This window comes from Edaphobacillus lindanitolerans, from assembly GCF_900156305.1.
In the GTDB taxonomy this organism is placed as follows: domain Bacteria; phylum Bacillota; class Bacilli; order Bacillales_A; family Planococcaceae; genus Bhargavaea; species Bhargavaea lindanitolerans.
On the sequence record NZ_FTPL01000001.1, the window covers coordinates 1,018,420 to 1,034,540 of the forward strand.

The window sequence follows — 16,121 nt, forward strand, 5'->3', positions numbered from 1 at the left end:
TTTCAAGACAACGGATAATGGCAAGCTGCAAAATGATCAGGCGCGTGTTCCCGGAGTGACGGTTTTTCAATCCTGCACATTTCTGTCCCAAACGGGCAACGCGGATAGAACCGGCAACCTTCTCCTGGATCTGATTCACCGGACACTTCCCCTTTGATCAACAGCTCCTCCCGGTCTCTCCTCAACAGCGGATCCGGTATCGGAACGGAATCGATCAATCCCTGGGTATAGGGGTGTTTGGTCGCCTTGAACAAGTTTTCCTTTGAAGCCATCTCGACGATTTCTCCCATGTACATGACGGCAATCCGATCACTGATATACTTGACCGCCGGGATTCCATGGCCGATGAAAATGTAGGTGAGGTTCAATTCTTTCTGCAATTTGATCAGCAGGTTTAAGATTTGCGCCTGGATCGATACGTCCAATGCAGATACAGGTTCATCACATACGACGAGCTTCGGATGCAGGGCGATGGCACGGGCGATGCCGATGCGCTGCCGCTGTCCGCCACTGAATTCATGCGGGAATCGTTTGCCTTGTGAGCGGTTGAGCCCCACAATCTCCAGAAGCTCCTCCACCCTCTTCTTCAAAGATTCCCCGGTGGCGACACCGTGGGTCCTGAGCGGCTCTGCGATGATGTCGAACACACGCATTCTCGGATTCAACGATGAAAACGGATCCTGGAAGATCATCTGGATATCTTTTCGGACATTCCGCATTTCCTTCTCCGACATGCTCAGCAAATCCCGGTTTTCAAAGACCACTTTCCCTCCGGTCGGCTCAATCAGGCGGGTAATCATGTTGCCCAATGTGGATTTGCCGCAGCCCGATTCACCGACGATCCCGAGCGTTTCCCCTTCTCGGATCGTCAGAGTCACTTCATCCACGGCTTTCAGTGACTTGACCGGCTTTCCCATAAGATTGGTTGATAGAACGTAATGCTTCTTCAACCCTTCGATTTTGAGCAGATGCCCTGTCTTTCCCTCTGGGGTTTCCTTCACTTCAACCGGCATGTTCATAGACTCACCACCGCTTCGGCTTTCTCTTGTTCCGAGTCCTCGTACAGCCAGCACCGGATGTACGATCCGTCCCCCTTGCGTTCGAGATCCGGGTTGTTCTCGATGCATTTCTGCATTGCGAATGGGCATCTCGTGTTGAACTTGCAGCCGGCAGGCATATTTTCGGGCGTCGGTACGTTCCCTTCAATGGACTCCAATGAATCTTCCAGCTGGTGTATTTTTGGTGTGCTGTTCAGCAACCCTTTCGTATAAGGATGCTTCGGCTCTTTGAATAGGTTATAGACGTCGTTCTGCTCAACGATCTCACCGCCGTACATCACGATGACGCGATCGGCCATCTCCGCGACCACACCGAGGTCGTGGGTGATCAGGATCACCGAAGTATCAAATTTCCGCTGTGCCTTCCTGAGCAGATTAAGGACCTGGACCTGGATCGTCACATCCAGTGCCGTCGTCGGTTCATCCGCTATGAGCAGTTCCGGATTGCAGGACAAAGCCATTGCGATCATGACGCGCTGTCTCATCCCCCCGCTCAGCTGGTGGGGAAAAGAAGAATATTGCTTCTTGGGATTCGGCATCCCAACGGTCTTTAATAATTCGATCGCCAACTTCTTGGCCTGTTCTTTATCGACCGCCTGATGCAGGCGGATCGTTTCGGTAATCTGGTTACCGACTGTAAAAACCGGATTCAGTGAAGTGAGCGGCTCCTGAAAAATCATCGAGATTTTATTGCCCCGTATTTTCCGGATTTCCCGCTCAGTCATTTTCGTCAGATCCATGCCGTTAAATAAGATTTCTCCCCCTACGATTCTCCCGGGCTTGCTGACCAGTTGAAGAATGGAAAGGGATGTCACGCTTTTCCCACAGCCGGATTCACCGACGATGGCGACGATCTCCCCTTTATTGACAGTAAAAGATACATTTCTGACGGAAGGCACGATGCCATCTTCCGTGAAAAAGTGGGTACTCAGGCTTTTGACTTCCAGAAGCGGCTCACTCATCACTTCCCTCCTCCTTTCCTGCTTACTTGTGCTCTCGGATCGAGTACATCCCGCAGCCAGTCGCCCAAGAAGATGATCCCGAGCACGGTGATGACGATTGCGACGCCAGGGAATGTCGCAACCCACCAGTTGGTGGCCAGGTAGTTCCGGCCGTCCGTGAGCATGGCTCCCCACGATACATCCGGCGGCTGGATGCCCAGTCCGAGGAAGCTCAGCGATGCCTCCAGAATGATCGTGGTCGCGACGCTCAGCGCAGAAATGACGATGAAAGAGGACACGATATTGGGAAGGATATGGCGCAGCATGATGGTCCGGTGGCTGGTTCCGATCGACTTGGATGCTTTGACATATTCGCGTTCCTTTATGCTCAGAACCTCTCCTCTGACCACACGCGCATAGGTGACCCAATTGGTAAGCCCGATCACGACGATCAGAAGCGTGATGCTCGGTTCAAACACAGAAAGGAACACGAGGATAAATAAAATGCTCGGTATGGCCAGGAAGGAGTCGACGAGCCTCATCAGTACGTTATCGAGCCAGCCGCCGTAGTACCCGGCCACAATCCCGACAACCAGACCGATCAAACCGGCCAGCACGACCGAGAATACCCCGACGAGCAGGGAAACACGGGTTCCGACGATGATCCGGCTCAGAATGTCACGCCCCAGATTATCCGTGCCCAGCGCAAAGTCCCATGAGCCTCCTGCCACCCATGCGGGAGGCTGCATGATATTGGACAAGTTGTTGGCCGCAGGATTGTGCGGGGCGATCAGATCGGCGAAGACGGCGACGAAAATGACGCCCAGCACAATGATCATTCCGACGGTCCCCGTCCGGCTCTGCAATAGCAGTTTGGTCCAGCGCTTCAACGGATGGCTTGACGTTTTCATTCCGGCATTGACTCTGGGCAGGGTCATGACGGGTTTCGATTCAGCTTCCATGGTTCTCCCCCTTCGCGAAGATTCTCAAGCAGTTTGTGGATTCACGAGTAATGAATTCTCGGATCGAGCAATCTGTACGCTAAATCCGTCAGCAGATTGACGATGATGACCAACAGGGCGATCACGAATACAGCAGCCTGGACAACCGCCATGTCCCGCCCGTTCACGGCCTGGATCAATAGTTGGCCGACTCCGGGCCAGGCAAAGACGGTTTCGGTGATCAGCGCCCCGCTCACCAGGTGGGAGATCTGCAGTCCCATAATGGTCACGACCGGTATGAGCGAGTTCCGGAAAGCATGCTTATACACGAGAACAGAATTGCTGACACCTTTACTTTTGGCGGTCCTGATATAGTCCTGGTTGAATATCTCCAGCATGCTTGACCTGATCAAACGGGTCATTTCCGCAGCTATCCCCGTTCCCAGGGTGATGGCGGGGAGAACCAGGTGCATGAGGCTCCCCCTGCCTGACACCGGGAACATCTGGACATTCACCGCAAAGAGGAGAATGAGGATGATCCCCAGCCAGAAGTTCGGCATGGCCTTCCCAAGCACCGAGCCTCCCGTGATAAACAGGTCAGTCAACGTGTTTTGCTTCCTTGCCGAATAAATCCCCAGCGGGATCGCCAGGATAATGGCCACGATCATCGAGGCGGCTGCCAGTTCCAGCGTTGCCGGCAGGCGCTCCAGTACTAGGGGGAGTGCCTCCTGGTTGGAGCGGAAGGAAGTGCCGAAGTCACCTTTCACCAGGTCTCCCACAAAGCTGAAATATTGGACCAGGAACGGCTCGTTCAGCCCCAGTGCTTCCCTCATAGCCGCCCGATCACTTTCGGAGGCGTCCTCCGGCAGCATGAGCGCTACCGGATCACCCGCCTTGTAGACCAGGACGAATACAACGAAAGTGATGATGAACAGAACCGGAATAATTTGAAGCAGTCTTCGGATCAGGTACTTTCTCATGGCGGCCCCCTTTTATCAAAATCACATCGGAATCAGATGCTTGACCCTTTACTTCTTGTCCATATCATCGAAGAAAATGACTTCGTTCAGATTCGGGGTGAATTGAACATTGTCCCGGATGCCGTAATTGGCCCCCTGCTGGAACAGGAAGATGTGAGGACGCTCCTCTGCAACGATCTCCTGGATCCGTTCATACTGTTTCGCCCGTTCCCCGTCATTCAGATTGCGTCCAGCTTCCTTGTACAGGTTTTCAACTTCTTCATTGAAGTAGTCGGTTTGGCCGGCTGCGCGTTCTTTCGTGTAGTGGACAAGCGAGTAAGAGGCATCGAGCAATCCGTCAGCGAGGCCAATCATGATCAGCTCTTCGTTTTTATTGGCGTTGTAGTCTTCAATGAATGCACTCGTTTCGAGCAGCTTCAGGTTGACATTGAAACCGGCCTCCGTAAGCATCGCCGTGATCAGCTCGGCAACTTCCCCGTCCAGCGGGTAACGCCCTTTGGATGCGGTGAACGTCAGATCCACTCCATCCGGATGCCCGGCCTCTTCCAGCAATTTCTTTGCCCGGTCAAGGTCGTAGACGTTCGTGTCGTACAGGTCCGGATTGGCACCAAATACTCCCTTCGGAACCCGTGTCCTGACCGGTACGGCGTTGCCCTGGAACAGGGAATCCACGATCGCCTGCTCATCAATCGCCAGGTCGATGGCCTCCCGGACCTTCGGATCGGCAGTTACAGTGCCTTCTGTTGTCCGCACCATGAGAAGATTGACCCGGGTGGTTTCTCCTTTGACCAGTTCGACACCAGTTTCAGAGTCGAGCCGTGCCCACTCGTTCGGCGGAACATCTGTAATGACATCCACTCCTCCGGTGATCAGTTCGCCAACACGAGTCGAACTTTCCGGGATCGCACGGACAGTGACTTTTTTCCATTTGGGCGTTCCGTTGAAGTAGTCTTCATACGGCTCCATGACCACCCGGTCGTCCCTCACCCATTCGACATATTTGTAAGGGCCCGACCCGATCGGATTTTTGATGAATTCATCCATCCCCACTTCTTCGATGTGTTGTTTCGGGATGATATCCGCCCCGCTTTTCGCCAATACATTGAGCATTGTCGGCATCGGGCCATCCGTAATGATTTCAACATTGTGTTCATCCAGGACATTCACTTGCTTGAGCTGTTTGAAGTAAGGGAATTCCTTCAGGGTGTCGTCCGTCATGACCCGCTCAAGGCTATATTTCACATCTTCGGCCGTGAGCGGGTCGCCGTTATGGAACGTGATGCCTTCTTTTAATTTGAAGTGCCAGGTGGTATCGTCCGTCTGCTCATATGATTCGGCGACTTCCGGCTGGAGTTCCATGTTTTCGTCCCAGTAAAACAGTCTGCTGAACATATTGCGGAACACCCGGTCCCCCGTCGTGCTCAGTGAGTTTTGCGGATCCATCGTCGTCACATCGGAAGCCTGTGCAATCACGAGTGTCCCATCGTTTGAATCGGATCCGGATGTTCCGCCTGTAGATGCTTCTTTATCACTGCAACCCGCCACGACCATCAGCAACACGACAAGCAAGGCATTAATTCTCCACTTCTTCACAATAAACCCCCTCTTTCAAATCTTCAGTATTTTTAATCGAAAAATTTTTGATGACGGATCCTGTGAGCTTAATGCCCTGGAAATAGTCAACGACGAAGATATTTTCGTTTGGCGCGTGAAAACGTGACTGGGTATTCGCGACCCCGACTTGTACAGCGGGGATGTCCGTGCCTTTTAACAGGTTATACATCGGACTTGAACCTGCCAGGTTGCGGTAAATGATCGGTTTCTCCTCATACGTTTCCGCGACACTTTTCAACACAGTGTCCACGAAGGGATGATCTGACTTCGTATTGAAAGGCGTCAAGTGGTTCGCCGGGCGGATTTCAATATCGGAGAACCCATGCCGATCCAAGTGAGCCCGCAGCAGTTCATGGATTCTTTCCGGTTTTTGATCAGGAACTAATCGGAAATCCAGCTTCACTGTCGCAACCGCCGGCAGGACCGTCTTTGCCCCTTCGCCGGTGTAGCCGGATTCCAATCCGCAGATTGTACATGTCGGGGAGGCGATCAACGCCGTCTTCAGCTCTTCGCCGGTGAGTCCCTGATTAAATTGATTCAGTTGATACAGCTGGAGAGTTCCGGCTTCGTCATAGTCGATCGTCCGGATAAACTCCTGATCCTCTTTGCTGAGTTCCCTGACATCGTCATAGAACCCCTCAATCAGAATGCGCTCGGACGGATCCTTCAGCGTGCTCAGTGCCCAGGTCAATCTCCATGCCGGGTTTTCGATGATCGCCGCTTCCGAAGAGTGCAGGTCAGTGTTCGCTCCTTTGCAGACCAATTCGGCATAAAAAATCCCTTTCACGCCCAGCCCCACGTGCAGACGCTTGTTGACGGCGTCCCTCAGGCCGCCTTCCCAGATCAGCGCATCCGTCTCCAGCTTGTCCCGGTGGTTTTCAGCAAAATATTCGAGGTGCGGACTTCCCACTTCCTCTTCCCCTTCGAAGATGAACTTGATATTTACGGGAAGCTCTCCATGTGCCTGCTGATAGGCATGCACCGCACAAATCCTCGCAACCAGATTCCCTTTATTATCCGCTACTCCCCTGGCGAATAGTTTCCCGTCCCTCAAAGCCGGCTCAAAAGGATCACTTTCCCATTCACTCAACGGATCGGCGGGCTGTACATCATAGTGGTTATAAAATGTCAGGGTTTTCTCCTTGTTGTAATCCAACTCTCCATAAATGATCGGATAGCCCCCGGTGTGGATCTCCGTAATCGTGGCGCCGACTTTGCCCAAGAGCCTCTTTACGTGTTCTTTCATCTCAGCCATTCCATGATTTGTCGCAGAAACACTCGGTTGCCGGCAAGCTTCGAGCAACCAGTCTAAATACAAATCTTCATTCCGGTTTACAGTTTGGTTGAACGTCTGCATATTTCCCCCTCCTTCTTTGGCTCCGGTACTTCAAGGCTGTTTTTCTTTTCGACAACCACCCCTGCTGTTTTATAATATATAAAGTTATAACTTTATATCCTAAAAAGAAGCTCATAGCTCAATCTCAAGGAAATACTTGGATTGAGTGTCTTTCAATATGAACTTCGAGTACTCGAGGATCCGGCCGTCCTTGGCCGCCGTACACCGTTCCAGCATAAGCAAATGCTCCCCAAGGGGAACCTGCAGCAGTTCCGCTTCATACTGGGTGGCGGCAATCGACGAGAAATAAACCTTGGCCTTCCCAAGTTCAATCTGATAGTGTTCGGTGATCAGGTTATACAGCAACTGGTTTTCCAGCATCTCGATTGTCAGGTCCGGGAAAGGCGATACGGGGAGATACGAAAACTCGATTGCAAGCGGAATATCGTTCTCTGTCTTCACCCGGTGAATTGAATAAACCTTCTCATTCCCGTTCAGTTCAAGCTTCGGTCGGACGCCCTGTTCCGTCTTGTCGATTGTGAAACGGATCAGGTTGTGTGGGTGGTGATGGTCTTCCCATGCCTCGTTCTTCAGAGTCACGAGTTTGGACAGGCTCTGTTCCTCCTGGCGGATCACAAACGTGCCTTTTCCGCTCCGGCGATATAGCATGCCTTCTGCAACCAGTTCATGGACCGCGCGCTTTACCGTGATCGTACTCACTTTGAACTGCGCGGCCAATTCTTTCTCTGTCGGGATCTGCTGGCCGACTTCCCAATCCCCGGAGAGAATCTTCGCCTTTAAATTCTCTTTGATTTGATAAAACAACGGCATGACCGTATTTTTATTGATTTCCACGTTATCACCCATCAAAAGTTATAATGTTATACACGAAAGTATTTCACTTAGTATACTGACATGCCCCCGTCGAGTCAATGCGTTTTTATAAATATTTTAATAATTCTAACGAATCAGTTCTGTTGACCGGCAGGCATTAAATGAAAGGCCCCGCGCAGCCGGGATGACTGCACGGGGCCCCACTATTGTTGATTGCCTATCATTCTTTTCCGTTACTCACATCCAGCTGAGTCCCTACCAAATGCACATGAGTCGCTGCCAATCATCGGTGAATCCCTACCTTTTCCTCTTGAGACCCTACCAATCATGGTTGAGTCCCTACCTAACCGGAGCAAGACCCTACCAATCCCGGACGAATCCCTACCAATCAAGATCGAGTCCCTACCAATCCCAACGAACCCCTACCAAACAGGAACGACTCATCACCTATCGAGAACAAACAAACTCCTATCGGCCGCTCGCCATGCTTTACACCCGGGTCAGCAGTTTCGCCATGAGGGCGGCTCTTTTCGGGAGTTCGCTGATCACGATCTGTTCGTTCCGTGCGTGGATGCCGACACCGACAGCCCCGAGTCCGTCGAGTGTCGGGATTCCCATCGCGGCGGTGAGGTTGCCGTCGCTGCCGCCTCCCACAGATGCTTCGTCGAGTTCGAAGCCGAGTTCGCCGGCAGCCTCCTTTGCAAGTCCGAAGAGCGCCGCCGTCGCTTCAGTCCGCTCCATCGGCGGGCGGGAAATGCCGCCGCTCACTTCAAGGGTCGTCCCCTCAAGGAACGGCTTGAGCCCTTTGATGGTCCGGTCGATGCGCTCCTGCTCTCCGACTGTTACAGCCCGGACATCGACGCCAATTTCCGCTTGGTCGGAGACGACGTTCAGCTTCCCGCCGCCCTGGATGAGGCCGACATTGAGCGTCGTGCCTTTTTCGTAATCCGTCAGCGACTCCAGGTATTCCGTCGCGCGGGCCGCCGCCCGGATGGCGCTGGCCCCTTCGCTGTGGCTGTTGCCGGCATGGGCCGACTTCCCCCCGAACCGGATCGTGTACCGGGCGGAACCTTTCCTCGCAGTCTTGAGGGCACCTGTCCCGACGACCGGCGGCTCCGTGACCAGTACGCAGGAACTGCCTTCCGCCACCCGCCGGATCACTTCCCGGGACACCGGGCTGCTCAGCTCTTCCTCGCTCGTGAACAGGTGGACGACTTTTTTGGACAGGGGCAGCCCCAGGTCCCGGACCGCCTTGAGCGCCCAGATCGCCTGGACGAGCCCGCCCTTCATGTCCAGGATTCCCGGACCATAAGCGAGGTCGCCGTCCGTCCGGTACTCCAGTTCGCCCGGATCCCAAACCGTATCGAAATGGGACAGGAGGAGCAGCGCTTCTTCCCCTTCCCCGTATTCGAACTTCAGATGATCGCCGTATTGCTCCTCGGGGATCACGTCCGCCCGCCTGCCGAAATGCCGCTGGAGCAGTTCCTGGATCCGCTCCCCGCATAGATCCATCCGCTCTTTGTCCAAAGAAGGCGAATCACTTTCGACCAGACTGCGGATGTCCGCAAGCATCTCATCTCGGTGCTCCTCCATATACTTCAGCACTTCATCCATTCTGAACACTCCTTTCAGTTTTCACCGCCAATGACAAAAGGGAGAACGCGATCCGTCCTCCCCCTGTCAATCAGTTATAACCGGTCATGACTGCAATCGCGACCATGATGAGGCCGACGACCGACCACATGAGCACGAGCGGCAGGACAAATTTGAACCACTTGGCGTAAGGCACCTTCCCGATCGCCAAAACCGCCATCAGAACGCCTGATGTCGGCGCAATGATATTCGTGATCCCGTCACCCATCTTGAACGCAAGCACCGCGGTCTGCCGGGTGATGTCCAGCATGTCCGCAAGCGGCACCATGAACGGCATGACGATCGCCGCCTGCCCGGTACCGGATGTGATGATCAGGTTGAACAGCAAGTTGAAGACGAACATCGACTCGGCAGCCAGGAACATCGGCATCTCTGCCATCGGCTGGACTGCCGCACTGACGATCGTATCGAGGATCTTCCCGTTTTCGAGAACGACCACGACCGCACGCGCCAGTCCGATTACGAGCGCACCGTAGACGATGTCCTGGGCACCCTTGATGAACACTTTTACGAAATCATTCATATGGATGCGGCCCACAATCGCCACCGCGATCGACATCATGATGAAGATCCCGGCAAGCTCATTCGTGCTCCACTCCATCTTGAACACGCCGTAGATGAACGACCCCATGAAGACGAGCGCCGTCAGAAGCACGACTTTATGGCGGCCGGTGAACGGTCCGAACTCCTCGACCGGCCCCTGTACGCCCCCATCCGTTTCGGCGAACGTGATGATTCGCTTCGACGGGTCTTTTTCGATCCGTTTCACATACCGAAGAATGTAAATCATCGTGATGATGATCAGGATGAAGAAGGCGGTCAGCCGGAGATGCCAGCCTGAGAACAGCGGCAGTTCCGCGATCGACTGCGCCAGCCCGGTGATGACCGGGTCAAACGTCCCCGTCGCCACCCCGACATACTGCCCGAGATAGACCATCGCCACCCCGACGATCGGATCCAGCTTCAGTGCCCGTGCCAGGACGATCCCGATCGGTATGAAGGCAATGATGACGTTTCCGCTGATGCCGAAAAAGTCCAGGATCGCAAAAATCGAGATGAACGCCGCCACCAACAAGTATTTCTGATTCTTCGTCTTGCTGATGAGCGCATTCACACCGGAGTTGATCGCCCCGGTATGGTCAATGACCGCAACTGCCGCTCCGACGATCAACACCATGAAGATGATCGGTGCCGAATCGACCAGACCCTGCTGAATCGACGTGAACGTCGACAATAATGACGCCGGCTGACTCTCAATCCGCTCGTACGTCCCGTCGATTACAATATTCCGTCCATCGACCTCCTCGCGCTGAAACTCCCCGGCCGGCACGATGTATGTCAGCAATACGGCCAGTACGAGAATCCCGAAGATGATGACGAACGCATCCGGCATCTCGAAACGCCGTTTCTTCTTTGTCTGCATAACGTTCTTTCCCCCATCTATCTCTATATCGAATAAGAGGAATCCCATCCGTCCGGCTACAATAGACAAAAAGGGCTATCTTTTCATTCTTATTCGACAATAATTTTAACTGTATGATTGGGGTGAGTCAAACTAATTTTCGGAGGATTTGAAGTCTTGGTTTTAGATTGGATATTGCGCTAGCTGCATGCTGATGGGGCTTTCTGGGTTTGTTGTATCGAGCCTCACAAAGCGATTTCGCAGCGGGTCCATTGACTGCCCGGCTCACTTCCCATATTCCGCAAACACCAAAAAGCAGCCCGCAGGCTGCTTGAAATGGGTCTCCGGCGCTATCTCCATGCAATGTGACCTTATTCCTATCCATTCACGTTCAACATTCAATCCCATACTGCTTGATCTTCTTATACAGGCTGACGCGGGAAATGCCGAGCTTTTTGGCGGCTGCGGTTTTGTTGCCGTACGTTTCCTGAAGGGCTTCGGTGATCCGGTTCTTTTCGAGCTGATCCTTCTCAAGCGAAAGCGTCGGCCGTTTCGTCTCCGCTGCAAAATGCGGCATGATGAGCTGCAGGTCGGACAGCTTGACCGTCGGTGAATCGATCAGGATAACGAGCCGCTCCACCAGGTTGCGCAGTTCCCGGATGTTGCCCGGCCAGTCATATTGACAGCAGGCCGCCATCGCCGCTTCCGTGAAGTCGGGGGGCTCCTTGTCGTAATGATAGCTGAATTCCTGGATGAACGATTCCATCAGCGCCGGGATGTCATCTGCCCGCCGCCTCAACGGAGGGATGTCAAGCGTGACGACATTCAAACGGTAATATAGATCCTCCCGGAACTGGCCGAGCCGGACCATCTCCTCCAGATCGCTGTTCGTGGCCGCGACAATCCGGATATCGACCTTGATCGGCGAGTGGCCGCCGATCCGGTACACTTCCCGCTCCTGCAGGACACGCAGCAGCTTCACCTGCATATCCAATGGAAGTGTTCCGATTTCATCAAGGAACAGTGTGCCGGATGTCGCCATTTCCACTTTTCCGGCCTTGCCGTTTTTATCTGCCCCCGTGAAGGAACCCTTCTCATATCCGAAAAACTCGCTTTCGAACAGCGCTTCGGGGATGGCGCCGCAGTTGACGGCGATGAACGGCTTGTCCTTGCGGGGGCTTGCCTCGTGGATCCCCTTGGCGAACAATTCCTTCCCCACTCCGCTTTCCCCCTGGATCAGGACGGTCGCATCGGTCTTCGCGACTCTCATTGCCAGGCTTTTCACGGTCTGCAGTGCCGGGCTGTTTCCTTTGATCGTCGATAAAGGGTCATGCAGGTTCTGCTCGTTGTACTGGTGTTTGATCTTTTGAAGCTCCGACGTCGTCAGCGTCAGTTTGTCATTCAGCTCGACGATGTTCGAGATGTCCTGATCGATCGACAGCGCTCCGAGCAGCCCGCCTGTCTCGTTAAAGATGGGTGAAGCACTGATCATGATGTGTTTGTCGGGGCGGGGCTGATGATAAATGTTGAATACATATTCCTGTGTTTTCAGGATCTCAAGGATCTTCAAATCCTCTTTCTTGAAAAAGGTATTCATCTTTTTTCCGAGGATGGACCCGGACGGAATACCGTACAGATTCTCTGCGTGTTCATTCCAGAACTCGACCACTCCATCCGAGTTGATGATGGAAATGGCATCATTGCTCGTATCGAGAAGCGCCTGTAAATAAAACGAATAGCGCGTCGGCGTTGGGTCAAGCATCGGATCCTCTCCTTCTTCGGTAGAACATTTACAGTTTACATGATTGTTAATTAAGTGTACATCTTCTGAAGAAAATCGCCATTCTGATAGTCAATTAAAGTTGGCACGCTTCTTGCATAGAGATATCTGAGGGTAGATTTTTTGAAGGAGGAGTCTCTATGGTATTAGCGCAGAATTTCATCCGAACCATCGACGCCCATACGATGGGAGAAGCCGCCCGCATCGTGGTGGACGGCCTCCCCGAAATCCCGGGACGCACGATGATGGAGAAGAAACAATATATGCAGACCCATCTGGATACGGTCCGGAAATTACTCATGCATGAGCCACGCGGCCACCTGAACATGTTCGGTGCCATATTGGCGGAGCCGTGCGAACCGTCCTGCGACCTCGGGGTCATCTTCATGGACAGCGGCGGTTACTTGAATATGTGCGGGCACGGCACGATCGCCACGGTCACGATGGCAATCAATCAGGGGCTGGTCGAAAAGAAGGACAGGCTGCTGCTGGATACGCCATCCGGGATTGTCACCTGTGATGTGCACTACGAAAACGGCAAGGTGAAGGAAGTATCCTTCATCAACGTGCCGGCCTTTGTCCTCATGAAAAACGTCCGGGTATCCACGGAACGCTTCGGTGAGATCCCGATGGACATCGCGTTCGGCGGGAGCTTCTTCTCCATTGTGGACGCCGGACAATTCGGCCTTAACTTAACCATCGACGAGCAGGACAAGCTGGCAGAGCTCGGAATGGCCATCCGCAAGGCGGCGAACGAGCAACTGACGATCATGCACCCCGAAATCCCCGATATCAACACGGTGGATCTTGTGGAGTTCTCCCTGAAGCGCAGCGACCGCCTCTACAGGAATGCCGTCATCTTCGGAGACGGCCAGGTGGACCGCTCCCCTTGCGGAACAGGCACCTGCGCCAAGCTCGCCACTTTGGGTCTGGCAGAAAACGAGGAAATCATCCAGGAGAGCATCATCGGTTCCCGGTTCAAAGGCGAAATCATCGGCAAAGCGACGGTCGGCGATCATGAAGCGATCATTCCAAAAATCACTGGGTCCGCCTGGATCACGGGTGTGCACCAGTTCACGCTGGATGAAACCGATCCGTTCAGCGAAGGGTTTTTATTAAAATAATCGGAGGTCAGGAAAAATGAGTGTAGCAAAAGATTTCTTTATCATGTTGTCCCAAAACAGGATGCTGAACGGAGCCGCCAAACGATGGGGCCTGAAACTCGGGGCACAATCCGTCGTCGCGGGCACGACGATCGACGAAATGGTGGACAGCATCCGCAAACTGAACGCGAACGGCATCTCTGCCACGATCGACAACCTGGGCGAATTCGTCTTTGAAAAAGAAGAGGCCCTGCAGGCGAAGGAACAAATCCTTGCCGTGGTCGAAGCGATCCACCAGCACAAGCTGGACGCACACATCTCACTGAAACCGACCCAGCTCGGCCTCGATGTGGACGTTGATTTCTGCCGCGAAAACTTGCGTGAAATCGTCGCGGCAGCCCATGAATACGGCATTTTTGTCAACTTCGATATGGAGGACTACTCCCACCTCCAGCCGTCGTTCGATCTCCTGGAAGAACTTCACGGTGATTACGATAATGTCGGCACTGTCATCCAGGCGTACTTCTTCCGCGCGGAGGAGGATATCGAGAAATTTAAAGACTACCGTCTCCGCATCGTGAAAGGCGCCTACAAAGAACCCGAACACTTGGCATACCAGACGAAGGAAGCGATCGATGCGAACTACATCAAGCTGATCGAATATCACCTGCTGAATGGTCCGTTCACGTCGATTGCCACCCACGACCACCACGTCATCAATCACGTGAAGAAATTCGTGAGCGAACACGGAATCCCGAATGATAAATTTGAATTCCAGATGCTGTACGGTTTCCGGACCGACATGCAGCTCGAACTCACGAAAGAAGGCTACAATTTCTGTACATACGTACCGTTCGGCATCGACTGGTACGGCTACTTCATGCGCCGTCTCGCGGAACGCCCGCAGAACTTGAACCTCATCGTGAAACAGACATTCAACAAGAAAACGAATACCATGATCGGATTGGGCGTCGGCGCCTTCTTGCTCGGCAGAATCAGCAAGAGAACAAGACGCTGACCCGCTCTTTCATATAAACTGACAACCAATAGGGGGTATGAAGATGCAACAAGTGAAAACGGGCCAGATCTTTGCCATCGGCTTCATGCTGTTTGCGATGTTTTTGGGTGCCGGCAATGTCATCTTTGCCCCTATGGTTGGCCAGCAGGCAGGCACGAACACCTGGATCGCCATGGGCGGTTTCTTGCTGACGGGTGTGGGGCTTGTGCTTCTGGCCATCATAGGGCTGACACGTGGCGGAGGAACGGTGGAGAAACTGGCAGGACGGGTCCACCCGGTCTTTGCGGTCGTCTTTTCCGTGTTGCTGTTCCTGACACTGGGACCGATCTACGTCATTCCGCGGACCACTTCGGTCGTGTATGAAATCTCCATTCATCCATTGCTCGGAGACACCGCCAAAACCGGGGCCATCCTGTTCGCCTTCTCGGCCGTGTTCATCGTATTGACAGTGATCCTCTCATGGAACACCACCAAATTTGTCGACCGGCTCGGGAAAATCATCACCCCGATCTTTGGAATGTTGCTCCTTCTCCTGATCGTCAAGTCCCTGATCACGCCGATGGGCGGATTCGGCGTACCGACCGGAGACTATGTCACCGCCAGCGGTGCATTTTTGAAAGGGTTTACACAGGGCTACTACACAATGGACGTCCTGGCGGCCTTCGTCTTCGGCGGGATCTTCATCAAATCGATCGCCGCGCTCGGCATCCAGTCGAGCAAGGAAGTCTCCAAAGTGTTCATCCAGGCCGGCGTCATCACGGTCATCGGCCTGGTCCTGCTGCAGGTGTCCATGGCGTGGATCGGGGCAACGAGCCTCGACCAGATCGGCGCCAAGGAAAACGGCGGTGAAGTGCTGGCACAAAGTGCGGTCGCCCTCTTCGGCCAAGTCGGGATCTTCATCATCGGAACCGTCATCGTGCTGACCGGTATCACGACGAACGTGGCCTGCCTGTCTGCGGTGGCGGAATACTTCGAACGGATCCTTCCATCCGTTTCCTACAAGAAATGGCTGATCATCTTCGCGGCGGTCGGATTGACGATCACCAACTTCGGCCTGACGAAGATTCTGGAACTCGCTTCCCCGATCCTGCTGCTGCTTTATCCATTGGCCATCGCCCTGATCGTCCTCATCTTTGCGAACAACCTGTTCAAGGGCCACCGATCCGTCTACGTCAGCACAATGATCGGCGTCGGGATCGTGGCGGTATTGGATGCATTGAAAGACGCAAACATTGCCCCGGATGCCATCAACAACGCATTCGGTTTCATCCCCCTGTTCCAGAACGGCGCAGGCTGGATCATGACGGGCGCCATCGGCTTCCTGATCGGACTGGCCGTTGCGAAGAGCCGGAAGGAAGAGGAAGAACTCATCGCATCGTCGGCCGGGAAGATTCCGGTGAACTGATGGATTGAAAACACCCCTGTGCGGCGGACTCGCTGCACAGGGGTGTTCATTTTATT

The 16,121-nt window shown here is 53.7% G+C and carries 13 protein-coding genes; 3 read left to right on the forward strand and 10 right to left on the reverse strand.

Annotated elements, in window-relative coordinates:
- Positions 1-2: 2 nt before the first annotated feature.
- The 10 genes from B0B07_RS04745 to B0B07_RS04790 form a co-directional block, all read right to left on the reverse strand.
- Positions 3-1,019: an ABC transporter ATP-binding protein gene (locus B0B07_RS04745; protein ID WP_076757184.1), complete on the reverse strand. Its 1,017-nt coding sequence runs from the start codon at positions 1,017-1,019 to the stop codon at positions 3-5.
- Complete coding sequence (locus B0B07_RS04750; RefSeq protein ID WP_076757185.1) at positions 1,016-2,020, reverse strand: ABC transporter ATP-binding protein; 1,005 nt, start codon at positions 2,018-2,020, stop codon at positions 1,016-1,018. The genes B0B07_RS04745 and B0B07_RS04750 overlap by 4 nt, the downstream gene beginning before the upstream one ends.
- Positions 2,020-2,910, reverse strand: coding sequence for an ABC transporter permease (locus B0B07_RS04755; protein ID WP_234982270.1), 891 nt, complete (start codon positions 2,908-2,910; stop codon positions 2,020-2,022). Before B0B07_RS04755 ends, B0B07_RS04750 begins: the two co-directional genes overlap by 1 nt.
- 92 nt (positions 2,911-3,002) lie before the next feature.
- Entirely contained in the window at positions 3,003-3,920 is a 918-nt protein-coding gene (locus B0B07_RS04760) for an ABC transporter permease (protein ID WP_076757187.1), read from the reverse strand.
- 48 nt (positions 3,921-3,968) lie between these two features.
- Positions 3,969-5,513: an ABC transporter substrate-binding protein gene (locus B0B07_RS04765; protein WP_144264288.1), complete on the reverse strand. Its 1,545-nt coding sequence runs from the start codon at positions 5,511-5,513 to the stop codon at positions 3,969-3,971.
- On the reverse strand, positions 5,494-6,891 hold the full coding sequence (locus B0B07_RS04770; RefSeq protein ID WP_076757188.1) for a M20/M25/M40 family metallo-hydrolase: 1,398 nt from the start codon (positions 6,889-6,891) through the stop codon (positions 5,494-5,496). The genes B0B07_RS04765 and B0B07_RS04770 overlap by 20 nt, the downstream gene beginning before the upstream one ends.
- Before the next feature lie 111 nt (positions 6,892-7,002).
- The gene (locus B0B07_RS04775; protein ID WP_076757189.1) at positions 7,003-7,725 is read right to left on the reverse strand and encodes a GntR family transcriptional regulator; all 723 of its coding nucleotides are present in this window, start codon (positions 7,723-7,725) and stop codon (positions 7,003-7,005) included.
- Positions 7,726-8,193: 468 nt separating this feature from the next.
- The gene (locus B0B07_RS04780) at positions 8,194-9,318 is read right to left on the reverse strand and encodes a M20 family metallopeptidase (protein WP_076757190.1); all 1,125 of its coding nucleotides are present in this window, start codon (positions 9,316-9,318) and stop codon (positions 8,194-8,196) included.
- A gap of 70 nt (positions 9,319-9,388) precedes the next feature.
- Entirely contained in the window at positions 9,389-10,780 is a 1,392-nt protein-coding gene (locus B0B07_RS04785) for a YfcC family protein (RefSeq protein WP_076757191.1), read from the reverse strand.
- Between the two features lie 370 nt (positions 10,781-11,150).
- Entirely contained in the window at positions 11,151-12,521 is a 1,371-nt protein-coding gene (locus tag B0B07_RS04790) for a sigma-54 interaction domain-containing protein (RefSeq protein WP_076757192.1), read from the reverse strand.
- Positions 12,522-12,679: 158 nt separating this feature from the next.
- Here B0B07_RS04790 and B0B07_RS04795 point away from each other — a divergent pair, with 158 nt between their 5' ends.
- The 3 genes from B0B07_RS04795 to brnQ are packed head-to-tail and all read left to right on the forward strand — an operon-like array spanning position 12,680 to position 16,065.
- Entirely contained in the window at positions 12,680-13,663 is a 984-nt protein-coding gene (locus tag B0B07_RS04795) for a proline racemase family protein (protein ID WP_076757193.1), read from the forward strand.
- A gap of 16 nt (positions 13,664-13,679) precedes the next feature.
- On the forward strand, positions 13,680-14,660 hold the full coding sequence (locus tag B0B07_RS04800) for a proline dehydrogenase family protein (RefSeq protein ID WP_076757194.1): 981 nt from the start codon (positions 13,680-13,682) through the stop codon (positions 14,658-14,660).
- Positions 14,661-14,703: 43 nt separating this feature from the next.
- Positions 14,704-16,065 carry a branched-chain amino acid transport system II carrier protein gene (gene brnQ / locus B0B07_RS04805; protein ID WP_144264289.1) on the forward strand — a complete coding sequence of 454 codons (1,362 nt, stop codon included), beginning with the start codon at positions 14,704-14,706 and terminating at the stop codon, positions 16,063-16,065.
- Positions 16,066-16,121: the final 56 nt, after the last annotated feature.